General features: G+C 65.8%; 21 protein-coding genes and 3 pseudogenes. 15 read left to right on the top strand and 9 right to left on the bottom strand.

Annotated features, from left to right (window positions below):
• Positions 1–120: 120 nt before the first annotated feature.
• The 3 genes from AC2FAN_RS05335 to AC2FAN_RS05325 all read right to left on the bottom strand — a co-directional run bounded on the left by AC2FAN_RS05335 (position 121) and on the right by AC2FAN_RS05325 (position 6,919).
• Positions 121–2,418, bottom strand: coding sequence for a PAS domain-containing sensor histidine kinase (locus AC2FAN_RS05335; protein WP_485172975.1), 2,298 nt, complete (start codon positions 2,416–2,418; stop codon positions 121–123).
• 227 nt (positions 2,419–2,645) lie between these two features.
• Entirely contained in the window at positions 2,646–5,291 is a 2,646-nt protein-coding gene (gene pepN, locus AC2FAN_RS05330) for an aminopeptidase N (protein ID WP_485172974.1), read from the bottom strand.
• 182 nt (positions 5,292–5,473) lie between these two features.
• Positions 5,474–6,919, bottom strand: a complete 1,446-nt coding sequence (locus tag AC2FAN_RS05325; protein ID WP_485172973.1) for a cation diffusion facilitator family transporter — start codon at positions 6,917–6,919, stop codon at positions 5,474–5,476.
• Positions 6,920–7,011: 92 nt separating this feature from the next.
• Here AC2FAN_RS05325 and AC2FAN_RS05320 point away from each other — a divergent pair, with 92 nt between their 5' ends.
• The 8 genes from AC2FAN_RS05320 (at position 7,012) to AC2FAN_RS05285 (ending at position 12,722) form a co-directional block, all read left to right on the top strand.
• Positions 7,012–7,461: a VOC family protein gene (locus AC2FAN_RS05320; protein ID WP_265052515.1), complete on the top strand. Its 450-nt coding sequence runs from the start codon at positions 7,012–7,014 to the stop codon at positions 7,459–7,461.
• Between the two features lie 66 nt (positions 7,462–7,527).
• Positions 7,528–7,773, top strand: coding sequence for a type II toxin-antitoxin system VapB family antitoxin (locus AC2FAN_RS05315; RefSeq protein WP_265052516.1), 246 nt, complete (start codon positions 7,528–7,530; stop codon positions 7,771–7,773).
• The gene (locus AC2FAN_RS05310) at positions 7,773–8,183 is read left to right on the top strand and encodes a type II toxin-antitoxin system VapC family toxin (protein ID WP_265052517.1); all 411 of its coding nucleotides are present in this window, start codon (positions 7,773–7,775) and stop codon (positions 8,181–8,183) included. Before AC2FAN_RS05315 ends, AC2FAN_RS05310 begins: the two co-directional genes overlap by 1 nt.
• Positions 8,173–9,084, top strand: a complete 912-nt coding sequence (locus tag AC2FAN_RS05305) for a PfkB family carbohydrate kinase (protein WP_265052518.1) — start codon at positions 8,173–8,175, stop codon at positions 9,082–9,084. The genes AC2FAN_RS05310 and AC2FAN_RS05305 overlap by 11 nt, the downstream gene beginning before the upstream one ends.
• 119 nt (positions 9,085–9,203) lie before the next feature.
• Complete coding sequence (locus AC2FAN_RS05300) at positions 9,204–9,542, top strand: hypothetical protein (protein WP_485172972.1); 339 nt, start codon at positions 9,204–9,206, stop codon at positions 9,540–9,542.
• 154 nt (positions 9,543–9,696) lie between these two features.
• A complete protein-coding gene (locus AC2FAN_RS05295; protein ID WP_485172971.1) occupies positions 9,697–10,569 on the top strand; it encodes a DUF1003 domain-containing protein in 873 nt (290 codons plus the stop codon).
• Positions 10,570–10,829: 260 nt separating this feature from the next.
• The gene (locus AC2FAN_RS05290) at positions 10,830–11,867 is read left to right on the top strand and encodes an ABC transporter substrate-binding protein (RefSeq protein ID WP_485172970.1); all 1,038 of its coding nucleotides are present in this window, start codon (positions 10,830–10,832) and stop codon (positions 11,865–11,867) included.
• A gap of 96 nt (positions 11,868–11,963) precedes the next feature.
• On the top strand, positions 11,964–12,722 hold the full coding sequence (locus AC2FAN_RS05285; RefSeq protein WP_485172969.1) for an urease accessory protein UreE: 759 nt from the start codon (positions 11,964–11,966) through the stop codon (positions 12,720–12,722).
• Positions 12,723–12,890: 168 nt separating this feature from the next.
• Here the strand turns inward: AC2FAN_RS05285 and uxuA are convergent, their stop codons facing one another.
• Entirely contained in the window at positions 12,891–14,087 is a 1,197-nt protein-coding gene (uxuA, locus tag AC2FAN_RS05280; RefSeq protein ID WP_485172968.1) for a mannonate dehydratase, read from the bottom strand.
• 47 nt (positions 14,088–14,134) lie between these two features.
• The gene (locus tag AC2FAN_RS05275) at positions 14,135–14,830 is read right to left on the bottom strand and encodes a GntR family transcriptional regulator (protein WP_485172967.1); all 696 of its coding nucleotides are present in this window, start codon (positions 14,828–14,830) and stop codon (positions 14,135–14,137) included.
• A 154-nt stretch (positions 14,831–14,984) separates the two neighbouring features.
• Here AC2FAN_RS05275 and AC2FAN_RS05270 point away from each other — a divergent pair, with 154 nt between their 5' ends.
• From AC2FAN_RS05270 to AC2FAN_RS05250, 5 genes are all read left to right on the top strand, one after another.
• Positions 14,985–16,175 (top strand): extracellular solute-binding protein, encoded by a 1,191-nt coding sequence (locus AC2FAN_RS05270; RefSeq protein ID WP_485172966.1) that lies wholly within the window; start codon positions 14,985–14,987, stop codon positions 16,173–16,175.
• A gap of 87 nt (positions 16,176–16,262) precedes the next feature.
• Positions 16,263–17,336 (top strand): ABC transporter ATP-binding protein, encoded by a 1,074-nt coding sequence (locus AC2FAN_RS05265; protein ID WP_265052526.1) that lies wholly within the window; start codon positions 16,263–16,265, stop codon positions 17,334–17,336.
• A complete protein-coding gene (locus AC2FAN_RS05260) occupies positions 17,333–18,223 on the top strand; it encodes an ABC transporter permease (RefSeq protein ID WP_442864924.1) in 891 nt (296 codons plus the stop codon). Before AC2FAN_RS05265 ends, AC2FAN_RS05260 begins: the two co-directional genes overlap by 4 nt.
• 4 nt (positions 18,224–18,227) lie before the next feature.
• Positions 18,228–19,058 (top strand): ABC transporter permease, encoded by an 831-nt coding sequence (locus AC2FAN_RS05255; RefSeq protein ID WP_265052527.1) that lies wholly within the window; start codon positions 18,228–18,230, stop codon positions 19,056–19,058.
• Between the two features lie 80 nt (positions 19,059–19,138).
• Complete coding sequence (locus AC2FAN_RS05250; RefSeq protein WP_476806354.1) at positions 19,139–20,041, top strand: DUF72 domain-containing protein; 903 nt, start codon at positions 19,139–19,141, stop codon at positions 20,039–20,041.
• Positions 20,042–20,044: 3 nt separating this feature from the next.
• Here AC2FAN_RS05250 and AC2FAN_RS05245 read toward each other — a convergent pair.
• A pseudogene (locus AC2FAN_RS05245) lies at positions 20,045–20,305 on the bottom strand (PPC domain-containing DNA-binding protein); the annotation flags it as partial.
• Positions 20,300–20,457 (bottom strand): annotated as a pseudogene (locus AC2FAN_RS05240) (IS3 family transposase); the annotation flags it as partial. The pseudogenes AC2FAN_RS05240 and AC2FAN_RS05245, both read right to left, overlap by 6 nt.
• A gap of 44 nt (positions 20,458–20,501) precedes the next feature.
• Between AC2FAN_RS05240 and AC2FAN_RS05235 the strand changes: the two are divergent.
• Positions 20,502–21,227: an ABC transporter ATP-binding protein gene (locus AC2FAN_RS05235; RefSeq protein ID WP_485172965.1), complete on the top strand. Its 726-nt coding sequence runs from the start codon at positions 20,502–20,504 to the stop codon at positions 21,225–21,227.
• Between the two features lie 6 nt (positions 21,228–21,233).
• On the opposite strand, the pseudogene AC2FAN_RS05230 reads toward AC2FAN_RS05235, so the two are convergent.
• Positions 21,234–21,356: pseudogene (locus AC2FAN_RS05230) on the bottom strand (IS481 family transposase); the annotation flags it as partial.
• Positions 21,357–21,488: 132 nt separating this feature from the next.
• Positions 21,489–22,013: a YybH family protein gene (locus tag AC2FAN_RS05225; protein ID WP_485172964.1), complete on the bottom strand. Its 525-nt coding sequence runs from the start codon at positions 22,011–22,013 to the stop codon at positions 21,489–21,491.
• Between the two features lie 108 nt (positions 22,014–22,121).
• On the opposite strand from AC2FAN_RS05225, the gene AC2FAN_RS05220 reads away from it, so the two are divergent.
• Positions 22,122–23,021: a LysR family transcriptional regulator gene (locus AC2FAN_RS05220; RefSeq protein ID WP_485172963.1), complete on the top strand. Its 900-nt coding sequence runs from the start codon at positions 22,122–22,124 to the stop codon at positions 23,019–23,021.
• The last annotated feature ends 303 nt before the right edge of the window (positions 23,022–23,324 follow it).

Genomic DNA, 23,324 nt, shown 5'->3' with positions numbered 1-23,324 from the left:
GAAGCCGCAACCGATGCCCTTCGCTGGATGCCTTATGGCGAAGCGCCTCGATTCCGGGTTCCGGGCCAGGCCTGAGGCCTGCCCCGGAATGACGTGGATGTGCCGGCAATCCGCCGGGTTCTACGCCGCCTGCGCGGTGACGCGGCCGGCGCCGCCGTCGAGCGGCAGATGGACCATGACGATGGTGCCGGCCCCCATGGCCGAGCGCAGCCTGAGCGAGCCGCCATGCAGTTCGGCGAGCGAGCGAGCGATGGCAAGGCCGAGGCCCGAGCCCTTGTAGCTGCGCACCAGATCGCCCTCGACCTGCTCGAACGGCCGGCCGACGCGGTCGATCTTCTCCTTGGGGATACCGATGCCGGTATCCTCGATGAAGATGTTGAGCGCGCCGGGGACGTGGCGCGTGCGCACCGCGATCCGCCCGCCTTCCGGCGTGAACTTGGCGGCGTTGTCGAGCAGGTTGCCGAGGATCTGGTAGAGCGCGTGCGGGTCGGCCTCGATATGGGTGTCGAACGGGCCTTCGAGGCTGAGGACGAGTTGCTTGCGCTCGATCTCCGGCTGCAGCTTGCGCAGTGCCTGGTCCAGCACCGGGCCGATGACGATCTCGCTCTTCTCGAGCCGCATCTTGCCGGATTCGATGCGCGACATGTCGAGGATGTCGTCGATGATACCGAGCAGGTAGCCGCCGCTGGAGCGGATGTCGCGGACGTAGTCGGTGTACTTGTCGCCGAGCGGGCCGAACATGCCGTTCTCCATGATCTCGGAGAAGCCGATGATCGCGTTGAGCGGCGTGCGCAGCTCATGGCTCATATTGGCGAGGAATTCGGACTTGGCGCGGTTGGCGCTCTCGGCGACGGCCTTCTGCTCCAGATAGCGCTCGGCAAGTTCGGCGAGCTGCTGGGCCTGGGCTTCCAGCTTCTGGCGCGAGGCCTTGAGGTCGGTGACGTGCATCAGGAGCTGGTGCTCGGACTGGGTGAGCCGCTCTTCCTGCTGCTTTAGCTTGGTGATGTCGGTGCCGACGGAGACGGAGCCGCCATCCTTGGTGCGGCGGCCGTTGATCTGGAGCCAGCGGCCGTCCGAGAGGCGCGCCTCGTAGGAGGTGGCGCCGGCGCCGCCGCGCTGGACGCGCATCGGCTCCTCGTCGATCTGCGGCTGGGCCGAGCGTGCCATGATCTCGTCATAGCTCGCGCCGGATTGCAGGGCCTCGGCGGGCAGCTGGTGGAGCTGCTGGTACTTGGCGTTGCAGAGCACGAGGCGGTTGTCGGCATCCCAGAGCACGAAGGCCTCCGAGATCGCCTCGACCGCATCGCGCAGGCGGGCGTCGGCGGTGGCGGTGCGCTCGGCCATGCGGCGCTGCTCGGAGATGTCGACGACGATGCCGACGAGGTGTCGCGAGCGGGTGCGGCGGTCGATCACGAGTTCGGCACGCGCCTTGAGCCAGAGCCACTCGCCCGAGACGGCGCGGACCCGGAATTCCTGGTCGAGATGGCTGGCTTCGCCGCGGCTCACGGCGTCGGCGAGGGCGTAGAGGTCGACATCGTCATGATGGATGAAGCTGCTCACCTCGCCGAAGGACATGTATTCGCCGGCACGGTCGTAGCCGAGCAGGGCATACATCGAGTCCGACCAGTAGATGCGGCCCCGCGCGAGATCCCAGTCCCAGAGGCCGCAATGGCCGCGGTTGAGGGCGGTGTCGATGCGTTCGCGCACGCAGTCGCAATCCTCGTCGGCCGCGCTGGCGCGCTTCGACTGGAGCATGAAGGCGACGGTGATGACGCCGAGGACGAGCCCGGCGGCGCCGAACAGGATGGAGAGACCGGAGCGGCGGATCTGCCAGACCGAGAGCGCGCGCGAGACCGGCTGCATCACCGCGACCTGGCCGAGCGGGGCGGCGAGATTGCGCACGCTGGCGAGGACATCGGCGCCGTTCGGAAGGGTGATGCGCATCACGCCGGCCCGGTCGCCGAAGACCGTGAGCGGCTGGGTCTGGCCGAGGAAATCGGTGAGCGTGCGCTGCGTCTGGCCGATCACCGGCTCGCTGGCGACAACGCGACCGTCGGCGCCGCTGACATGGACAATGCGGCCATGGGCGGCGAGGTGCCGGGCGGTGAGGGCTGCGAGTACGGTCGCCGGCTCCTTGCCGGCCAGCGTCGCATTGTCGAGTTCGCGGGCGACCAGCGCGGAGACCAAGTCCATGTCGCCGGCCGCGTCGACGAGGGCGTCGTCGCGCATGGCGGATGTCTGGATGATCGCGCCCGCCCCGAGGATGACGAGGAAAATCCCGACGAGCACGGGGATGGCAGTCCGAAATGTGGGCTCGAAGCTTTCGAACCGCTGATACAACGGATGCGTCAGCGATCTCGCCACGCCCAGAATCGTATCGGCGCGCACGGATGCGCAATCCGCGTTGGCACGCGACATGCCCGTCCCCCTTCGGAAATCGATTACCGTCAGTAAGATCGGGAGACGTGCCGCATCCCCGCGAATCACTGTCAGTTGAATCCGAGAGCCCTGTTTTGTCTAGCCCTGAGTTGAGTCAGGGGCTCAGAATTCTCCTTTAGGTTGTGGTGTTTATCCGATGAATCCTGTGCGGGTAATGAAACGTTAATGTTTTGGACAGGTCGGCATTAACCATTGGGGAGAGCGGCTCAGGCGAGCGCTCTTTCCGCGATGTCGGCGACGTCCCGAGACAGGTTCGGCATCCGCGCGACGGTGCTCAAGGCCTCCCGCGCGAGCCGCTTGCGGCCGGGCTCCAGCATGCGCCAGCTCTTGAACGAGCCGAGCAGGCGCGAGGCGACCTGCGGGTTCGTCTTGTCGAGCGCGATGACGATGTCGGAGACGAAGCCGTAGCCCTCGCCATCGGCCCGGTTGAACTGGGTGAGGTTGGCCGCGAAGCCGCCGATCAGCGCCCTGACCCGGTTCGGGTTGCCGAGCGAGAAGGCCGGGTGCTGCATCAGCCGCTTCACCCGTTCCAGCGTCTCCGGCTCCGGGATCAGGGCCTGCGCCATCAGCCATTTGTCGAGGACGAGCGGCTCGCGGGCATAGGCTTCCGCGAAGCGGGCAATGAGTGCCTCGCGACGCTCGCCGGGGATCAGCGTCATCGCCGCGAGCGCCGCCAGCCGGTCGGTCAGATTGTCGGCCGTGGCGAACTGCTCCTCGCAAAGGCCGGCGCCCTCGGCAGGGGCGGCGAGCGCCGCCAGCCCGAGCAATTCATTGCGCAGGGCGCGCCGCCCGGCGGAGGCGGCATCTGGCCGGTAGGCGCCGCTTGTCGCCAGCGCCGCGCGCAGGCCCGGGAGATTGCCGAGCAGCGTCTTGCCGATGGCGCCCGAGAGGCTGCGATGGGCGGCGAAGATCGCGTCCGGATCGACATCGCCGCCGATCTCGCGCGCGATGTCGGCCGGGGCGGGCAGGCGCAGCACCTGCGCGGCGAAAGCCGGATCGGTCAGCGCATCGGCCTTCACGAAGCCGTCGAGCGCCCGGCCGAGCTCGGCGGCCGTGGCAGTCAGGGCATTCCGATCCGCGCCGGGCCTGCCGGCGGCGACGAGCGCGCGGGTGGCGACCGTCTGCAGCGCCTGCCAGCGATTGAAGGAATCGCTGTCGGCCAAGAACAGCCGCAGCAATTCGGCATCGGACAGGTCGAGATCGAGCCGCGCCGGTGCCGAGAAACCGCGCATCAGCGAGGGGATCGGCGCTTCCGCCACATCCTCGAAGCTGATCGAGAGGGAGCTGGTGTCGAGCACGATGAGGCCATCGCCGGCATAGGCGTTCGAGTTCGTCTTCAACGACAGGTCGCCATGCGATCCGACGAGGCCGAGCTTGATCGGCAGGACGACGGGCCGCTTCTCGGATTGGCCGGGCGTTGGCGGCGTGCTCTGCGCCAGCTCGAGCGTATAGCGCCTGGCGGCGGCATCGTAGCGGCCTGATGCGACGACGGTCGGCGTGCCGGCCTGCTCATACCAGCGGGCAAAATGGGAGAGATCCCTGCCGGATCTCTCTGCGAAACAGGCGAGAAACTCCTCGATCGTCGCGGCGGTGCCGTCGCAGCGCTCGAAATAGAGGTCCATGCCCTGTCTGAAGGCCTCGTCGCCGATCAGGACCTTCAGCATGCGGATGACCTCCGCGCCCTTCTCGTAGACCGTCGGCGTGTAGAAGTTGTTGATTTCCTTGTAGGCGCGCGGCCGCACCGGATGGGCGAGGGGGCCTGCGTCCTCGGAGAATTGGGTCGAGCGCAGCGTGCGGACATCGGCGATGCGCTTCACCGGGCGCGAGCGCTCATCCGCCGAGAATTCCTGGTCGCGGAAGACGGTGAGCCCTTCCTTCAGGCAGAGCTGGAACCAGTCGCGGCAGGTGATGCGGTTGCCGGTCCAGTTGTGGAAATACTCATGCGCGATGATCGCCTCGATCGAGGCGTAGTCGCCGTCCGTTGCGGTCTGCGGATCGGCCAGGACGTATTTGTTGTTGAAGATGTTGAGGCCCTTGTTCTCCATCGCCCCCATGTTGAAGTCGGACACGGCGACGACGTTGAACACGTCGAGATCATAGTTGCGGCCGAAGACCTGCTCGTCCCAGCGCATGCAGCGTACCAGCGAGTCGAGCGCCCAGCCGGCCCGTTCGGCCTTGCCGGGCTCGACATAGACGGCGAGCTCGACCTTGTTGCCCTCGGCGGTGACATAGTCCTGCCGGACATGGTCGAGCGCGCCGCCGACCAGCGCGAAGAGATAGGCCGGCTTCGGGTGCGGATCGTGCCAGACCGCGAAATGCCGGTCGCTGCCGGGCACTTCCCCGGTCGCGACCAGATTGCCGTTCGAGAGCAGGACAGGCACCTCCGCCTTCTCCGCTTCCAGCCTGACCGTGTAGACGCTCATCACATCGGGCCGGTCGAGGAAATAGCTGATGCGGCGGAAGCCGTCCGCCTCGCATTGCGTGCAGTAGACCCGCGAGGAGCGATAGAGCCCCATCAGCTTGGTATTTGCGGAGGGGTCGATCTCCGTCTCGATAGTGAGCGTGAAGTCGCGTGGCGGCGGAGCCGGGATCGTCAGCGCCTGCGGCGTCGCCGTATAGGCGGATGCGTCGAGCGGCTTCCCGTCGAGGCTGAGCGATGTCAGCTTGAGCTCGTCACCGTCGAGCACCAGCGGCGCGCCAGGCCGGCCCGCCGGATTGGGGCGCAGGGTCAGCAGGGCGCGCACGCGCGTCTTCTGCGGGTGAAGGCTGAAGTCGAGATCGACCGTGTCGATCAGCCAGTCGGAAGGACGGTAATCCTCGAGGCGGATCAGCGGAGCATCTTCGGTACGCATGGAAACCCTGATGGCGAAGGTCAGGGGGCGTTTCTAGAGCATGCCGGCATGGGATGGAAACACGGCCGTCATGCTCGGGCCTGACCCGAGCATCTCCTGACGAAAAAGACTCCAGCGCCTCGTCCGGCCAGAGATACTCTGATCTGCGCTTCGCTCCGCCCGAGAATGACGGCGGGAACGCCTTAAGCCCCGGCCAGAACCGCCGGCTCCGCATGGCTCACCAGCCTGCAGACCTGGGGGCGGGCGATACGCACCGCCCTTTCGATCGCATCGACGGCGGCATGCACGGAGGCGACGTCGAGTGCCGGGTCGACCCGGCAATGGTAGTTGACCACCAGCCCCTTGGCGGTCTGGCGCACGCGGACGCTGTGGATGTCGTGGACCGGCCCGGCGAGCTTCGCCGCTTCGCCCGCAAGGGCCTTGCCGATATCCTCGACCGTCTCCCAGGCGGCGTTGTGGCCGGCCGGCTGGCCGGTCTCCATCGGCTCGATATGGGTTTCGACCTCGGTCTCGCCGCCGAACTCGGCCCGGATCGCATTCTCGAGCCGCGTCGCGACCTCGTGCGCCTCGCCGAGCGGCAGGGTCGCGTCGACTTCCATGTCGAGGCTGACCGAGAGCTTGTCGCCGATGCTGTGCACGGTGACGTGGTGCGCCGGGATCTTCAGCTTGAGCGCGATCAGCAGCACGCGCTCGAGCGCCGTCTCGTCGTCGACCTGCACCGGATCGGCCGTGATCGTGATCTCGGAACCCGGCTCGGCCTTGAGCAATGCGTCGCCGAGCTCGGCCTTGATCGCGGTCACGCGCTCCAGCGGCAGCGTCCGCGAAACGCTGATGCCGATCTCGCCATGGACGCGCCCGCCGGCCGGGCGGACCCTGAGCCAGTTGATGCCGACAACGCCCGGTACGCCGCGGGCGGCCTCGCGCAGCTTCTCGGTGACGCCTTCCGGCGCCGCGTCCATCAGCGTGTCGAGCACGCGCCGGGCGAGGCGATAGGCCGAGAAGGCGGTATAGGCGGCGATGGCGAAGGCGGCGGCGGTATCGGCCCGCTCGAAGCCGTACCAGACGCCGATCAGGCCGGCGAGCACCAGCGCCGAGCCGATGAAATCGGCCGAGAAATGTGTCGCTTCGGCGGATAGCGCCTCGCTGCCGGTCTCCTTCGCCACCTTGGTCAGCGAGCGCCAGCGGATGGCGTCGACCGTCATCGAGAGCAGCATCACGCCGATGACCAGCGGGGTCACCGAGACATGCTCGACGATGCCGTTCCACAGCCGGTTGCCGGCCTCCCACAGGATCGCGCCGGCCAGCGTGAACAGGATCGCGGTCTCGACCAGCGCGGCAAGAGACTCGACCTTGCCGTGGCCGTAATGATGCTCGTCGTCGGCCGGCTTGTCCGAGGCCTGCACGGCGAACCAGGTGAACAATGTCGAGCCGACATCGACCAGCCCCTGCAGGGCGTCGGTCAGCAGGGCGAGCGAGCCGGAGATGATGGCGCCGAGGATCTTCGCTGCCGTCAGCAGGATCGTCGCCATCACCGAGAGGATCGCCGCGCGCTGCTTGATGCGGGCGATCTGGGCGGGCGTGGCGCGCTGAGGCGGCGCCGTCACCGGCCCGTCTTGCGTTGTCGTCATGGCTCGTCCTGCTTGCCGTCTCTTGGAACGCCGATGCTCTTGCCTGATTTAGGAAACGGATCAACCCTGCAGCCGCTCAACGAGGAAACACGATGCGTTATCTCCACACCATGGTACGCGTGACCGATCTGGATCAGGCGCTGGATTTCTACGTCAACAAGTTCGGGATGGTCGAAACCCGCCGGATCGAGAACGAGAAGGGCCGTTTCACCCTGGTCTTCCTCGCGGCTTCCGATGATCTCGACGCGGCCCGCGCCGGCGCTTCGCGCGGCCGCCCCACGCTGGAGCTGACCTATAACTGGGATCCCGAAACCTACACCGGCGGCCGCAATTTCGGCCATCTCGCCTATGAGGTCGACGACATCTACGCGACCTGCGACAAGCTGATGAAGGCGGGCGTCACGATCAACCGCCCGCCGCGCGACGGCAACATGGCCTTCATCCGCTCGCCCGACAACATCTCGATCGAGCTGCTCCAGAAGGGCGATGCCAAGGCCCCGGCCGAGCCGTGGCTGAGCATGCCGAATACCGGCGTCTGGTAAGGCCAAACCGGCATTTGGTCCGCGATAGCCTCCATGATATCATCAGGTGATATCATGGAGGCTGCGATGGGTATTCTTGTCCGCGATCCGAACATTGACCGCATGGTCCGCGAGTTGGCGGAGCGCGACGGCATCAGCCTGCAGGCTGCGATCGGCATGGCCGTGGAGCGCGAGCTGAAGCGCCGCGAGGAGCGGCGCCGGCAGGTCGATGAGGCAACCCGCAAGGCCCAGGAAAGGCTGGCGGCTTACCCGACTGTGGGCGATGGCCTGACCCATAAGGAATTCTTCGACCGCGAGTACGGTGACGCCTGATGTTTCTGGATGCATCCGTCATAGTGGCGAACTTGCTGGAAGAGTCCGAAGCTCCCTTGATCAGGGCATCGCTCGTCGACGAGAGCGAGGTCGTGACGTCGCCTCTCGCAATATTCGAGGCATCGACGCGCCTGGCGGCGGTGAAGCGCTTTGGCATCGACGAAGGGTACAGGGTGGTGCGGGACTTTTTGGAGGATGCGAGGATTCGCGTTCTCTCGATCGATGATACGGTCGGCCAGATCGCTCATACTTGTGCAGCCGCCTACCACCATTCGACACGCCATCCTGCGCGCCTCAACATGGGCGATTGCTTCGCCTATGCCTCCGCCCGCGCAGCAGGCCTGAAGCTCGCCTATAAGGGCGACGACTTCGTTCATACCGATATCGAAGGCCAGCGCTTTGGCTCATGAACCCGCGCGCGCCGGCGTCTTCTGCCTCGGTATCGCGACGCTCGACTATGTCTACAGCGTCGAGACCATGCCGACGCGCGGCGAGAAGTATCGTTCGCGCGGGCTTGCGGTTGTCGGCGGCGGCTGCGCCGGCAATGCCTCGGTCGCGATTGCGCGGCTCGGCGGCGCCTGCTGGCTGGCGACGCGGCTTGCCGACGACCTGACAGGCGATCAGATCGTCGCGGACCTGGACGCCGATGGCGTCGATACCGGTTTCGCGCGCCGTGTCGCGGGGTTGCGCTCGCCCGTCTCGGCGATTCTCGTCGATGCCGAAGGCGAGCGCATGGTCATCTCCTATTCCGACCCGGCCATGCCGGAGGATGTCGAATGGCTGCCGCGAGATCTGCCGGAGGCGGCCGGGGCCGTGCTGGCCGATACGCGCTGGGGCGAGGGGGCGCTGGCTGCGCTGAGGCTCGCCCGTGGTGCCGGTGTGCCGGGAGTCCTCGACGGTGACCGCAAGCCGCCGCATCGGGACCTCGTTGGAACGGCGAGCCACGTCGCCTTCAGCCAGCAGGCCTTGCGCGAGGTCTCGGGCGAGGATGATCCGCGCGCCGGGCTCGCCAAGGTCGCGGCCGGCGTGCCGACCTGGCTGGCGGTGACGCTCGGCAAGGAAGGCGTGCTGTTCATAGAGCGTGGCGAGGTCCGGCACAGCCCGGCCTTCCCGGTCGAGACCGTGGATACGCTCGGCGCCGGCGATGTCTGGCACGGCGCCTTCGCCCTGGCGCTGGCGGAAGGGCAGGGCGAAGAGGCCGCGATCCGCTTCGCCTCCGCGGCGGCAGCGATCAAATGCACCCGCTTCGGCGGCCGGAGCGGTGCGCCCCGCCGCGACGAGGTCGAGCGCTTCCTGGCCACCGGCGGATAGCTCCGGACGAACTGCGGCTCTCCTGGCGGCGCCGTGCCGGCGTCGCGTGCCCGTCACGCGGCTCGGGCATCTGACCGGAGCGCGGTCGCGCGCATCGGACAATCTCAGGAGAGAGCATCATGCTGGCAATCCAGGGTCTGAAATGCATCTATGACACCACCGGCCGGGGCTGGTCGATCGAGCTCGTCCTCAAGGCCGATGGCGAGGAGGCCGTGCGCCGCTTCGACGTCGACGGGCCCGACGATGCGGAAATGCTGATCGAAGCCTTCGAAGATTCCTCCGCCAGCGTCTTCGATCCTGAAACCGGCGAGATCGTTTTCGGTTACGACTATGTGGACCTCGATGCGGACGATGAAGACGAAGACGAGGACACCGCCGAGGACGAATCCGACGAGGATGACGAGGACGAGGATTCTGCGGAAGATGCCGACGAGGACGACGGCAAGGTGAAGGCCTGAACCTTATACCCGGCCGGCCGTCGGCGCTGGCTGCGGGGCACCAGCCCGGAGGAGCGCTTTCCTTCGGGCGATCCCGGTCGATGCCGGGATGAGTGGACATGACCGCGACGCGGCGAAGCGAGCCGCGTGCGATGGAGAAGGGCATGATGCACGCATGACGAGGCAAGACAGCGAGGACTTGGAAGGGCCGGCGGTTTCCGTAATCGAAGCCCCCGGTTTACCCGGCGCCATCGGCAAGAAGCGCGGCGTCTGCGCCATCAGCGGGCAGGAGACGGCGCGCAGGAACCTCGTCGAGATCGGCACGCTGCGCCCCGCGCTCGCCGACCATATCCGCAACGATTTCCCGGATATGCCGGACCACGCGCTGATCAGCCTGAAGGAGCTGGCGCGGTACCGCACGCGCTATGTCGAGGAGATCCTGCGCGAGGAGCACGGCGAATATTCCGATCTCGACCGTGAGGTGGCCGAGAGCATCGCCCGGCAGGAGACCATCGCCGAGAACGTCGAGGATGATTTCGAGGAGCATCGCACGCTCGGCGAACGCTTCTCGGACAATCTCGCGAGCTTCGGCGGCTCATGGGCCTTCCTGATCAGCTTCGGCGTCGTGCTTGTCGTCTGGATGGCGATCAACGCCGCGATCGGGGAGGGCAAGGCCTTCGACCCCTATCCCTTCATCCTGCTCAATCTGGTGCTCTCCTGCATCGCGGCGGTGCAGGCGCCGATCATCATGATGAGCCAGAAGCGGCAGGAGTCGAAGGACCGGCTGCGCTCGCTCAACGACTATCAGGTCAACCTCAAGGCGGAGCTGGAAATCCGCCATCTGCACGAGAAGATGGACCATCTGGTTACCCGCCAATGGCAGCGCCTCGCCGAAATCCAGCAGGTCCAGCTGGAGATGCTGCAGGAGGCGCAGTTGCCCAAGCCCAGGCCGAAGCGGCGCAAGAAGCCGGCCGCCAAGAAGAAGCGGGCGGTGCCGGCCGAGGCACTGCCGGCTCCGTCGCCCGGCAAGCCGAAAACGGAGAGCTAGGGCGCGTTGACTTTCCGTTGAACCACGCCGTCATCCCGGGCTTGATCCGGGATGCATCGAAGGGCGTGGCACTCTACGATGGATCCCGGATCGCCGCTTCGCTGCGTCCGGGATGACGTGCCTTCATGAAACGCCGCGTATTCGGCACGCGCCGCGCCCTTGCAGCCTTACGGGAAGACGGTTGCCCGACACCTTCCCTTGACTCCCCTCTCTCCCGCTAGTCATTTCGTCGGCAAACGAATCCGACCGGGAGGAAGATGATGTCTGCTTTGCGTTTCGCGCCTGCTGGCGCGCTGTTTGCCGGCCTGGCCTTCGCTGCCGCCGCGCAACCCGCCTTCGCCCAGGGACAGGTGACCGTCTATTGCTCGATCCTGGAAGAGCAATGCCGCGAGGGGGCGGCGATGTTCGAGAAGGCGACCGGCATCAAGGTCTCGATGGTCCGCAAGAGCACCGGAGAGGTCTATGCCCAGGTAAAGGCCGAGGCGAGCAATCCGCGTGGCGACGTCTGGTGGGGCGGGCCGGGAGAGCCGCATCTGCAGGCCGCCGATGAGGGGCTGCTCGACGAATACAAGTCGCCGAAGCTGCCGGAGCTGCATGATTGGGCGCAGCGCCATGCCGAGCAGGCGAAGTTCCGCACCAACGGCATCTATCTCGGCGCTCTCGGCATCGGCTACAACACCGAGGTGCTGAAGAAGAAGGGCGTGGCCGCGCCGAAATGCTGGGCTGACTTGCTCGACCCGAAGCTGCGCGACGAGGTGCAGATCGCCGATCCCAGCTCGTCCGGCACGGCCTACGTATTTCTGGCGACGACGGTGCAGCGTCTCGGCGAGGAGAAGGGCTTCGAGTTCCTCAAGAACCTGCATAAGAACATCAGCCAGTACACCAAGTCCGGCATCGCGCCGGTCAAGGCTACCGCGCTCGGCGAGACGGGGATCGGCATCGCCTTCATCCACGACATGCTGACGCAGAAGCTGCAGGGCGCGCCGATCGAGACCGTCGCTCCCTGCGAGGGTACCGGCTACGAAACCGGCTCGGTCTCGATCATCAAGGGCGGCAAGAACCCCGAAGCCGCGCGCAAATTCGTCGATTTCACGCTCTCGCCCGACGCCCAGAACATCAACGCGAAGCTGAAGATCAATTCGATCCCGTCGAACAAGAACGCGCTGCTCTCGCCGGATGCACCGAAATTCGCCGAGATGAAGCTGATCGACTACGACACCCCGCGCTGGGGTTCGCCGGCCGAGCGTTCGCGGCTGCTGAAGACGTTCGATACCGAGGTCAAGGCGCTGCCGCGCTGAGATCGGTCGCGATCCCGAGAGCTTGGTAGCACGGCCGCCGGTTTGTGCTACTAAGCTCCGATCGGGCTCGGGACGCCCTGCGCTCCGGCCCCAGCCATGGGATCACCGCACATGCTTCGCGCCACTTCCGTCGTTCGCAGGGCCGCCGTCCGCGCCGAGCGCGTCGTCGATACGCTCAGCCTCGGGTATCAGGATCGCAACCGCGGCGGCGTTGCCGTGAAGACGGCGGGCGGGCTCGAATTCGCGATCGATCTGGACAAGCCGACTGCGCTGAACGACGGCGATGCGCTGAAGCTCGAGGATGGCCGCCTCGTGCAGGTCAAGGCCGCGCCTGAGAGCCTGCTGGAGATCCGCGCCGAGAACCCGCTGCGGCTGGTGCGCCTCGCCTGGCATCTCGGCGGCAATCACGTCCCGGCGGAAATGACGGCGGACGCGCTCTATATCCCGAATGATCCCGCTTTGGCCGAGCTCGTGCGTGGGCAGGGCTGCTCCATGGCGGCGGTCGAGCGCCCGTTCCAGCCGGAGCAGGAGGTCCATCACCACGCTCATGGCGATGACTGCGGCTGCGGGCACGACCATCATCACCACGGTCATGACCATCACGGCCACGATCACGGCCACGCGCACCACCATCACGACGACGGCCATAAGCACGCCCATGGGCATGAGCCGCATGGGCAAGCGTCGCACGGGCAAGAGTCGCATGGCCACGAGCAGCACCAGCATGCCCATGCCGAGCACGTTCACGGCGACAGCTGCGGCTGCGGTCATGACCATCACGGCCACGGCGATCAAGACCAAGGTCACAGCCACGGCGCCGCACACGGCCACAAGGGCCATTCGCACGATCACTGAGACAGAAGCAGCGCGTCATGCTCGGGCTTGACCCGAGCATCTCAGGACGAGAACGCGCCCTTTCCTGCCAGAGATTCTCGGGTCTTCGCTCCGCTTCGCCCGAGAATGACGGCTCTGAACTCTGTTGATCTCTTGCAAAGGCGGGCCCTCGGGCCCGCCTTTCTCGTCTCAGGCGACGTAGCCCTTCACCTGGGACAGCGCCGTCATCACGCCGCGCAACTCCGCGAGGCCGCGCAGGCGCCCGACAGCCGGGTAACCGGGAAAGCTGCCCTTGCCGACATCGTCGAGCAGCTCGTGGCCGTGGTCGGGCCGCATCGGGATGCGCCAGTGCGGAATGCCCGCGGCCTGGCGGCGCTGCTCTTCGGCCATCAGCGCATCGACCAGCGCCACCATGTCGGTGTCGCCGCCGAGATGCTCGGCCTCCATGAAGGAGCCGTCCGGATCCTTGGCGACGTTGCGCAGATGCGCGAACCAGATCTTGTCGGCAAAGCGGCGCGCGATCGCCGGCACGTCGTTCTTCGGATTGGCGCCGAGCGAGCCCGAGCACAGCGTCAGCCCGTTCGAGGGGGAATCGACCGAACCGAGGATGAAGGCGATGTCCTCCTCGTCCGAGCAGATGCGCGGCAGGCCGAAGAGCGGGCGCGGCGGGTCGTCCGGGTGGATGCACATGCGGATGCCGACTTCCTCGGCCGTCGGGATGATGGCTTCGAGAAAGCGCTTGAGATTGGCCCGCAGCTTCTCGTGGGTCATCCCGGCATAGCGATCGAGGATGCGGGCGAGGCCGGGCAGGTCGTAGCGGTCATAGGCGCCGGGCAATCCTGCCATCACGCTGGTGAGCAGCCGGTCGCGATCCGCCTGCGACGAACGCTCGAACCAGTCCTTGGCCTTGTCCATCACTTCGGCGGAGTGGCCTTCGTCTGCGCCGGGACGCTTCAGCATGAAATGGTCGAGCGCGACGTATTCGTGCAGGTTGAAGCGGAGCGCCGTGCCGCCGCCCGGCAGCTTGTAGGCGAGCTCGGTGCGGGTCCAGTCCAGCACCGGCATGAAATTGTAGCAGATCACCTGCAGGCCGCAGGCGGCGAGGTTACGCATCGACTGGCGGTAGTTCTCGAAGATGGTTTCGAGATCGCCTTCGCCGATCTTGACGCTCTCGTGGATCGGCAGGCTCTCGACCACCCGCCATTCCAGGCCGAGGCTCTTGTCGCCACGGACGATCGCCTGGCGCTTCTCGATCTCCTCGACGCTCCAGACCACGCCATAGGGGATCTGGTGCAGCGAGTTGACGATGCCGCTCGCGCCTGCCTGCCTGGCCTGCGCCAGAGTCACGACGTCGTCCGGCCCGAACCAGCGCCAGCATTGTTCCATGGTCGCGTTTCCTCAGCAGTCTTTTTCTGGGATGATGGATCGGCCCGTCAGTCAAGCCGAACGGGCGGGGCCGAGCCGGCAAAGGCGTCGACATGGCTGCGTGCGATGTTCTCGATCGCGGCGAAGACGGTCCGCAGATGGGCGCGCATCGCCTTCTCGGCCTGCGCCTCGTTGCCGTTCATGACGCTTTCGGCAATGCCGCGGTGCTCGCGCATGATCATGCCCGGCCAGGCCGCGCTTTCGAGCGACAGGCAGCGCACCCGGTCGAGTTGCGCCTTGACGCTCTCGATCAGGCTCCAGACGGCAGGATGTCCGGCGAGCCGCGAGATTTCGGCATGGAATTCATCGTCATGGCGGAAGAAGGAGGTCTGGTCGCCGGCGGCCAGGTCGCGCTCCTGCTGGAGGATATGCCGTTCCAGCGTCGCCCTGCCGGCATCGTCGATGTGCCTTGCGGCAAGGATGACGGTGCGGCATTCCAGCGTTTCGCGCACGAACTGGCTGTCATGGACAGAGGCGATGTCGATCGGCGCGACGAAGGTGCCGACCTGCGGCACGACCGACAGGAAGCCTTCCTCGACCAGCCGCTTGAACGCTTCGCGCACCGGCGTGCGGCTCACTCCGAAGCGAACGGCCATCCGCGCTTCCGACATGGCTTCGCCGGGCCGCAGCGCCGCTCCGAGGATGTCGCCTCGCAGCGCGCGGTAAATCTGTTCTGTGCTCTGCCGTGCTGCCGGGGTGCCCATTGCCAAGCTCTGGTCGACTAGTATACTAGGATACCGAGTAATCCGGCCCGGCGTCAACTTTATACGCCGGGTGGATTAAGGAGCCAGTCCCGGAGGCGGCGACCCGGGACAATAGCCACAACAAAGGCGAAAACCACGTCTGGAGGGACAAACCATGGTTCAGGACAGCATTAACCGGCGTCATTTCATCGGCGGCGTCGCCGGTCTCGGTGTTGCGGCGCATGCGCCGGGCGCCTTCGCGCAACAACTCAAACTACCGGCATCGCCGCTCACGATCAGCATCATCGACGTCGGCGGCGCCCTTGCGCTGGTGCAGACGCCGCTGGAGAACTACGCCAAGGCGAATCCCAAGGCCGTCTCGCGGATGGTCTTCACCAAGGCGCCGGCTCCCGAATTGCCGGCCAAGCTGAAGGCCCAGCAGAACGCCGGCCGTTCCGATATCGATTTCGTCATCGGCGGCCTCGACGTGCTCTCGGCCGGTATCGACCAGAAGCTCTGGGTCGAACTGTTTCCGCGCCATGCAGCCGAGCTGCCGAAGCCCGATGACGTGCTCCTGAAGCCCGCGCTCGCGATGCACAATCTCGGGCAGGGGCAGGCCATGGCGATGGTCTATTACCCCTCCGGTCCGCTGCTCGAATACATGCCGGACAAGGTGAAGAAGGTGCCGACCACGGCCGAGGAACTGCTGGCCTGGTCGAAGGAGAACAAGAACCGCTTCCTCTATGCCCGCCCGGCCAATTCCGGCCCTGGCCGCACCTGGATCATGGGCCTGCCCTACATCCTCGGCGACAAGGATCCGAAGGACCCGGAGAAGGGCTGGGACAAGACCTGGGCCTATCTCAAGGAACTCGGCGAAAACGTCGAATACTACCCCGGCGGCACGGGCGCGACGATGAAGGAGCTCGGCGACGGCACGCGCGACATCATCATCAGCACGACGGGCTGGGACATCAACCCGCGCGTTCTCGGCATCGTGCCGAAGGAAGCCAAGATCCAGGCGCTCAAGGGCTTCCACTGGGTCACCGACGCCCAGTACATGATGATCCCCAAGGGCGTTTCCGAAGAGAAGCTCGGAGTGCTGCTCGATCTCATCCGCCACATGCTGACGCCCGCGCAGCAGGCCTTCACCTATGACGAAGGCTATTTCTATCCGGGTCCGGCGGTGAAGGACGTGCCGCTCTCGATGGCTCCGGCCTCCAGCCAGAAGGCCATCGCGGAGTTCGGCCGCCCGGAATACGAGAAGCTGATCGCCGACAACCCGATGGAGACCCCGCTCGACCCCGACAAGATGGTCGTCGCGTTCCGCATCTGGGACGAGCAGGTCGGCGGCGCCAAGAAGAAGTAAGACTGCCGAGCGGCGGCGGATTTCGGTATCGAACCGAGGTCCGCCGCCCGGCATCCATCGACATCGCTCTCAGCATTTCCGGAAGCCATGACCATCAACGCAGCGAACTTTCGCGAGCTCCGGCTCGATCGTCTGAGCCGTGACTTCGGCACCCACAATGCTCTCAAGGACGTCTCGCTGACGATCGGCAAGGGCGAGTTCATCGCTTTGCTCGGACCCTCGGGCTGCGGCAAGTCGACCACGCTGAACCTGATCGCCGGGCTCCTGCCCGCGACCGGAGGCGGCATCTGGCTCGACGACAAGCGCATCGACCCGCTGCGGCCGGAAGAGCGCGGCTTCGGCATGGTCTTCCAGAACTATGCCCTGTTCCCGCATATGAGCGTGAACAAGAACATCGGCTTCGGCCTCAAGATGCGCGGCGTGCCCAGGGCCGAGATCGACAAGCGCGTGGCCGAGGCCGCGGCGCTGGTGCGCCTGCAGGGCCAGACCGAGAAGCTGCCCGGCCAGCTTTCGGGCGGCCAGCAGCAGCGCGTCGCCATCGCCCGCGCCATCGTCGTCGAGCCTCCGCTGGTGCTGATGGACGAGCCGCTCTCCAACCTCGACGCCAAGCTGCGCCTGGAGATGCGCGCCGAAATCCGCCGCATCCACAACACGCTCGGCGCCACGACGATCTACGTCACGCACGACCAGGAAGAGGCGCTCTCGCTCGCCGACCGCATCGTCGTGCTGCGTGACGGCCAGGTCCGTCAGGTCGGCACGCCGGAGGATCTGTTCTCGCGGCCCGACCATCTCGACGTCGCCGAGTTCATGGGTTTCCGCAACAAGGTGAAGGCCAAGGTCGTCGCAGCCGGCGAGGGCAGGGCGACGCTCGCCGTCGGCGATGCGCAGCTCTCCGGCCGCGCGCGCAATGCGGTCTCCGTCGGCGCCGATGGCCATCTGGCGATCCGGCCCGAGGATCTGCACCCCGTCGCCGCCGGCAGCGCCGGCCTCAAGGCGCAGGTGATCTCGACCGAGTTCCGCGGCCGTGAGTTCGTCGGCTTCGCCCGCATGGCAGACGGTACGGACATCTCCTTCCTTGCCCATGACAAGCTGTCGCCGGGCGAGACCGTCACGCTCGCCGCCGATCCCGACCGCGTCCTCGTCTATGGAGGAGAGGCGTGAGCACGGACATCTCCTCCATTCCGCTGAAGCAGCGGCTGGCGGCGCGCGGTTTCGACGGGCTGACGCTGCTCGTCGTGCCGGCGATCCTGTTCCTGCTGGCGCTGTTCATCTATCCGTTCCTCTACGGGCTCGTGCTCTCCTTCGAGCCGAAGCAGGGCGGCATGTTCGCCAACTATCAGCGCTTCTTCTCCGACCGCTTCCTTTACGGGACGATCGCGACGACGCTCTGGCTCGCTCTGCCGGTGACGATCGCCACGCTGCTGCTGGCGATCCCGATCGCCTTCCGCGTCCGGCTGATGCAGAACCAGCGCCTGCTGACCACGATCCTCGTGATCCCGATCACGCTCGGCACCGTTCTGGTCGCGCAGGGGCTGCTGAACTATCTCGGCCCGCAGGGCTGGTTTAACCGCACGCTGTTGACGCTCGGCATCATCTCGACGCCGGTCAAGCTCCTGCATAACTACTGGGGCGTGATGCTCTCGCTGGTCATCACCGGCTTTCCCTTCACCTTCCTGCTGACGCTGTCCTATCTTTCCGGCATCGATCCGGCGCTGGAGCAGGCGGGCGCGACGCTGGGCGCCGGCCCCTGGGAGCGCTTCAAGCACATCCTGCTGCCGCTGCTGCTGCCCGGACTCGCCATCACGTTCTGCCTGAGCTTCGTCCAGGCCTTCTCGGTCTTTCCCTCGGCGGTGCTGCTCGGCGCGCCTTCGGGGCCGACACGCGTCATATCGATCGCGGCCTATCAGGCAGCCTTCGAGGAATACGATTACTCCATGGCTTCAGCCGTCGCGATGATCATGGGCATGGTGCAGCTTGCCATCGTCGTTCTGGTGCTGGCCGCGCGCGGCCTGCTCTATCGCGGCCCTGCCGGCGGCGGAAAGGGCTGAAACGATGGTCAAGGACACCCGTCTCTCGACGAAGCTCTGGGCGGCGGCCAACTGGACGCTGATCGGCTTCTTCATCGTCAACCTCTTCGCGATGATCGCGACGGTGGTGACGTCTTCCTTCTCGACGCGCTGGCTCGGCACCTGGCTGCCTGCCGGCTGGACGACGCGCTGGTATTCGGCCGCCTGGGCCGAGTTCCAGCTCTCGGACGTGCTCTCCGTCACCTTCCAGATCGTCTTCCTGGTGGTGGCGATCTCGGGGCTGATCGGCGTGCCGGCAGCCTATGCGCTGGCGCGGCGGGACTTTCCGGGCAAGCGGCTGGTGATGCTGCTCTTCCTGCTGCCGCTGCTGGTGCCGCCGATCACCTTCGGCATTCCGCTGGCGACAGTGCTCTACCAGACCGGCTTCGCCGGCCAGATGTCGGGCGTCGTGCTCGCCAACCTCGTGCCGACGGTACCCTTCGTCATCCTGGTGATGATCCCCTTCATCGAGCAGATCGACACCAAGATCGAGTCGGCGGCGCGCGTCTTCGGCGCCAACACCTTCAAGCTGTTCGTGCATGTGCTGCTGCCGCTGCTGATGCCCGGCATCCTCGCCGCGCTGCTGCTGGTGCTGGTGCGCACGCTCGCCATGTTCGAGCTGACCTTCCTGACGGCTGGCCCGACCAGCCAGACGCTGGTCGTCGCGCTCTACTACGCGGTCTTCGCCGCCGGTGTGCGTGCGGTGCAGTCGATCGACGCCATGGCGGTGATCTACATGGTCACGACGTTGATCTGGCTGATCATCGCGCTGCGCTTCGTCAACCCGACGCAGATCGTCGCCCGCGCGAAGAAGTAAGACGGCGGCGCGGCCGGAACAGGCCGCGCCGCTGCCGCATTGATTCCGGACACCGGCTCGGCCGGTGTTCGGGAGGGTGAATGCAACGCGGCACCGTCAGGATCGGCATCTCCGGCTGGGCCTACCCGCCCTGGCGCGGCGAGTTCTATCCGAAAGGCCTGCCGCAGAAGCGCGAACTCGCCTACGCGGCATCGCTCTTCCCCAGCATCGAGATCAACGGCACCTTCTACGGCCTGCAGACGCCGGCCAGCTTCGCGCGTTGGGCAGACGAAACGCCTGATGGCTTCGTCTTCGCGGTGAAGGCGCCGCGCTACATCACCCATGTCCTGCGCCTCGATGACATCGAGACGCCGATGGCCAACTTCATGGCATCGGGCCTGCTGCGCCTCGGCGCCAAGCTCGGCCCGATCCTCTGGCAGTTTCCGCCGAGCCTGCGCTTCGGCGCAGAGCAGATGGAGCGTTTCCTGTCGGCGCTGCCGCAGGATGGCGAGGCCGCCTCTGCCTGTGCCCGCCGCCATAACGACCACATCAAGGCCCGCGGCTGGCTGACGGCAGACGGCATCGGGAGGCTGCGTCATGCCGTGGAGGTTCGCCACGAGAGCTTCCGCGATCCGGCGTTCATCGAGCTTCTGCGCAAGCACCGCGTCGCACTGGTCTGTGCCGATGCGGTCGATTGGCCTCGGCTGACCGATCTGACGGCGGATTTCGCCTATGTCAGGCTGCACGGCTCCGAGGAGCTCTATGCGAGCGGCTATGACGACAAGGCTCTGGATCACTGGTCCGCGCTGATCTCTGCCTGGGCGGACGGGCGCGATGCGGGAGCAGGCGAACGCATCGTCGAACAAGCGCCCGGCATTGAACGGCCCCGCGACGTCTACGTCTATTTCGACAACACGATGAAGCCTCGTGCACCGCGCGACGCATTGGCGCTGATGAAGCGCCTCGGTCTTGGTTCGAGCGAGAACGGCAACCGGGAGGGATGAAAGTCAGGCGAGGTCGATCAGCGCGATTCCGAGTTCCGGCCGCTTGCGGCGGCAGAGTTCGGTGGGCGCTTCCATGATCGTGACTTCGAGCGTCGGCCGCACGATTCCGCTGAGAAAGTGGCCGCCCTTGGTCGAGCCGTCACGCAAACCGAGCACCACATGCAGGTGAAGGCTCGCCTTGTCGTTCTCGTCCCGGGCGATATCGCCGATCAGGCTCAGCACTTCGCGCGTCGCCCCACCTGCGAAGTCTTGGACCGGCATGTCCGTCGTCAGGCCGGGCCTGCGGCTGCTATCGACCTCCGCCTTCTTCACCCACTCGTTCAGCGTCTGCGCCGTGCAGTCGATCTTCCCGAGATCGACATGATCGTGGCCCAGCGTGACGGATGCTCGGCCTCGTGATCCAGCACCACCCGCACTGCCCGGGAACGGACTCGCCGCGCCTATCTCGGGAGCTATGCCGATGCCCGCCGCACAGCTTGAGATCGAAGGATTGTGCGCTGGCTACGGCCCGACGCGGATCATCGAGGATATTGCCTTCACCGTACGGGCCGGCGAGCGGCTCGCGGTGCTCGGTCGCAACGGCATGGGCAAGACGACCCTGCTGGCAACGCTGATGGGGCTCTCCAGCTATCATACGGGGCGAATCCTGATCGATGAGCAGGACATCACCCATCAACGGACCTCGATGCGAGCCAGGCACGGCTTCGGCTATGTTCCGCAGACGCGCGACATCTTTCCCTCTCTGACTGTCGAAGAGAACCTGCGAACCGGCTTGAAGGGCCGCCCACCAAGCGCGACTGAGGAAGCTTATGCCCAGTTTCCGCGCCTCAGGGAGCGGCGGCGCAATCTGGGTCAGCAACTCTCCGGTGGCGAGCAGCAGATGCTGTCCATCGCGCGGACATTGCTCGGCCGACCCTCGATCCTTCTCCTGGACGAGCCGCTGGAAGGGCTTGCTCCCGTGATCTGCGATGAGATCATGGAAAGGTTGGCGACACTGGCGGCGTCGGGCGGCATCACCATTCTTCTGGTCGAGCAGCAGATCGAGCGTGCTCTCGATTTCGCCGACCGCGTTCTCGTCATGGAGCGCGGCCGCGAGAGCTGGTCGGGAGCGCCCTCGGTCCTGAAGTCCGATCGTGTCCTGGTCGATCGCCTGATCGGTATCGGGTTGGACCAGACGTCACGCTGAAGCACATCAAACGCCGTGACTGTTTAGTCCCGGCATTTGAGAGATTGGGTTGAGCGTGAACTTTTCAGGTTCGATTGTCCATCGTTTGCAGATGAATTCGTAGGGCGTGAGGCCTTTCAACGTCTTCATGTGATTCAGCACTGAAGTTTGACCCCTTTCGGCGCCGAAGATTGGGTCAGACCCAAATCAAAGTGCGACGAGACTGCCAACCCGCCGCGGCCGATGGTGGCGGCCAGCCAGTTGATCAAGGCGGCCGTGCGTTCACGGTCGCCTGAGCGGGGTCGTGGTCGAGAAGATGTAGCGCGCGATACGCCACTGGCCGCTGTCGTCGCGGCGCAGGAGGAAAAGCTCCTGATTGGCTTCCGGGCCCGCGAGCTGATCGCCGGCGAGGACCTTCACCGTCCCGTCCGACCGCGTCCTGGCGAAAGCCCAGTCCTGTGAGAGGGGACGGATCTCGTCGATCTGGAACGTGATCTCGAGCTTGATGGCACTGAAGATGTGTCGATAGGCAGCGCGAACCGCCTCGCGGCCTACGACCGGCATAGCGTGCGGGGGCATGAACACGACGTCTTCCGTGTAGAGCTTCATGACGCCGTCGAGATCCGAGACGTTGAGCGCCTGTTCGTAGCTTTTGAGCTGCTTCGTGATGGCAGCTTCGACAGATGCGTCGGCGCCGTGCGCGACTGCCACCGTGCCCAGGGGCAGCAGTGCGGCAAGGGCCAGCGTTGCGGAACGGCGGGTGACGGACGTGGACACGTCGGTGGGCTCGACAGCATGGGGTTTCATGGCGATTTCCTTCAGGTGCGGCTCGTTGAATCCTATCTAGACCAACCGGATATGGAATTGAATGAGCCGAACTGGCAACCAGCCTATCAGATATGATAGGCATGCCGCATGGATCTCAATGCCGCGCGCATGTTCGTCGCCGTCGTCCAGGCCGGCAGCCTCTCGGCCGCAGCCGAACGTCTCGGTATCCCGCTTCCGACCCTGAGCCGCCGAATCCGGGAGCTGGAGCGGCAACTCAAGGTGCAACTGCTGGAGCGCTCGGCGCGGGGCACGAAACTCACCGAGGCCGGGACGAGGCTGTACGAGCATGCCGATCGCGGCATCAAAGCGCTGCTCGAGGCCGAACAGGCCGTCGTCAGCGAGCAAGCCTCTCTGAAGGGGCGACTGCGGCTGTCTTTGCCCCAGTCGTTCGAGCCCTGGTGGGACCTCTTGGCAGCCTTCCAGCGGCGCTATCCCGATATCCAGGTTCACGTCTACTCGACTGAGCGCCGCGTCGACCTGATCGAGGACGGAATCGATGTCGCCCTCCGCGTTGGCGCCATCGTTCACGAGGCGATGGTGGCACGCCACGTTCTGTCCTATCGCCACATCCTCGTGGCCAGCCCGAAACTGCTGGAGCAGGCAGGCGTGCCGGCACAGCCGAAGGCGCTGCAGCGCATCCCCTGCGCGGGCTGGGCATCAGCCGCAGACATGCCCATTCGATGGAACTTGGGCGGACAGGTCGTCGAGCCCAGGGTCGTGCTGTCAGCCAATGACTATCATCACCTGTGCCGGCGCGCGCTCGCCGGCGATGTCGTTACGGAACTGCCGCCCTTCCTCGCATCTGAGTCCATCCGGGAGAAGCGCCTGCTGCCACTGCTGCCGCAGCACCCCTTGCCGGAACAGCAGATCAACCTGATCTATCCGCGTCACCGTCACCCATCCAGCATCGTCCGGGCATATCTGGAATTCTGCCAGAGCTACCTCCCGCAAATCCGTCAGGCCTGCGCGATCACGGTCTCGGCTTGAATGTGGCTGCGTTCCCCGACCGCTCCAATCTGGTCATAAGCACAGTGGCGGAGCACGTCCGCAAGCGGTCAAGAGGGGCCGTCGAAAGCTGCAGCGGGAGGAGGGCGGCCGCATCTGCGAGGGAGGGAAGGGTGCTTCTCTGCTCTCAGAATGGGGCCCGTGAAGCTAGCCTTGTACAGTCGCGTTTTGCCATCCGTCGGGCAGCAGGTTGCCAGGTGGGAATGCGTTCGTAAGCCCGTCATTTCAGAGGCGATTTAAATCGAAGCGTGATTCATCGTGATTCAGAATGCCCGTGGGATACCG

Source organism: Allobosea sp. RIT-PG3_2, assembly GCF_057321085.1.
Note: the sequence above shows the minus strand (reverse complement) of the source record. Positions and strands in the feature narration are given on the sequence as shown.

Coding starts and splice junctions, on each gene's coding strand:
- AC2FAN_RS05335 (WP_485172975.1), bottom strand. CDS start 2,418: ATGTCGCGTGCCAACGCGGATTGCGCATCCGTGCGCGCCGATACGATT.
- pepN (WP_485172974.1), bottom strand. CDS start 5,291: ATGCGTACCGAAGATGCTCCGCTGATCCGCCTCGAGGATTACCGTCCT.
- AC2FAN_RS05325 (WP_485172973.1), bottom strand. CDS start 6,919: ATGACGACAACGCAAGACGGGCCGGTGACGGCGCCGCCTCAGCGCGCC.
- AC2FAN_RS05320 (WP_265052515.1), top strand. CDS start 7,012: ATGCGTTATCTCCACACCATGGTACGCGTGACCGATCTGGATCAGGCG.
- AC2FAN_RS05315 (WP_265052516.1), top strand. CDS start 7,528: ATGGGTATTCTTGTCCGCGATCCGAACATTGACCGCATGGTCCGCGAG.
- AC2FAN_RS05310 (WP_265052517.1), top strand. CDS start 7,773: ATGTTTCTGGATGCATCCGTCATAGTGGCGAACTTGCTGGAAGAGTCC.
- AC2FAN_RS05300 (WP_485172972.1), top strand. CDS start 9,204: ATGCTGGCAATCCAGGGTCTGAAATGCATCTATGACACCACCGGCCGG.
- AC2FAN_RS05295 (WP_485172971.1), top strand. CDS start 9,697: ATGACGAGGCAAGACAGCGAGGACTTGGAAGGGCCGGCGGTTTCCGTA.
- AC2FAN_RS05290 (WP_485172970.1), top strand. CDS start 10,830: ATGTCTGCTTTGCGTTTCGCGCCTGCTGGCGCGCTGTTTGCCGGCCTG.
- AC2FAN_RS05285 (WP_485172969.1), top strand. CDS start 11,964: ATGGGATCACCGCACATGCTTCGCGCCACTTCCGTCGTTCGCAGGGCC.
- uxuA (WP_485172968.1), bottom strand. CDS start 14,087: ATGGAACAATGCTGGCGCTGGTTCGGGCCGGACGACGTCGTGACTCTG.
- AC2FAN_RS05275 (WP_485172967.1), bottom strand. CDS start 14,830: ATGGGCACCCCGGCAGCACGGCAGAGCACAGAACAGATTTACCGCGCG.
- AC2FAN_RS05270 (WP_485172966.1), top strand. CDS start 14,985: ATGGTTCAGGACAGCATTAACCGGCGTCATTTCATCGGCGGCGTCGCC.
- AC2FAN_RS05265 (WP_265052526.1), top strand. CDS start 16,263: ATGACCATCAACGCAGCGAACTTTCGCGAGCTCCGGCTCGATCGTCTG.
- AC2FAN_RS05255 (WP_265052527.1), top strand. CDS start 18,228: ATGGTCAAGGACACCCGTCTCTCGACGAAGCTCTGGGCGGCGGCCAAC.
- AC2FAN_RS05250 (WP_476806354.1), top strand. CDS start 19,139: ATGCAACGCGGCACCGTCAGGATCGGCATCTCCGGCTGGGCCTACCCG.
- AC2FAN_RS05235 (WP_485172965.1), top strand. CDS start 20,502: ATGCCCGCCGCACAGCTTGAGATCGAAGGATTGTGCGCTGGCTACGGC.
- AC2FAN_RS05225 (WP_485172964.1), bottom strand. CDS start 22,013: ATGAAACCCCATGCTGTCGAGCCCACCGACGTGTCCACGTCCGTCACC.
- AC2FAN_RS05220 (WP_485172963.1), top strand. CDS start 22,122: ATGGATCTCAATGCCGCGCGCATGTTCGTCGCCGTCGTCCAGGCCGGC.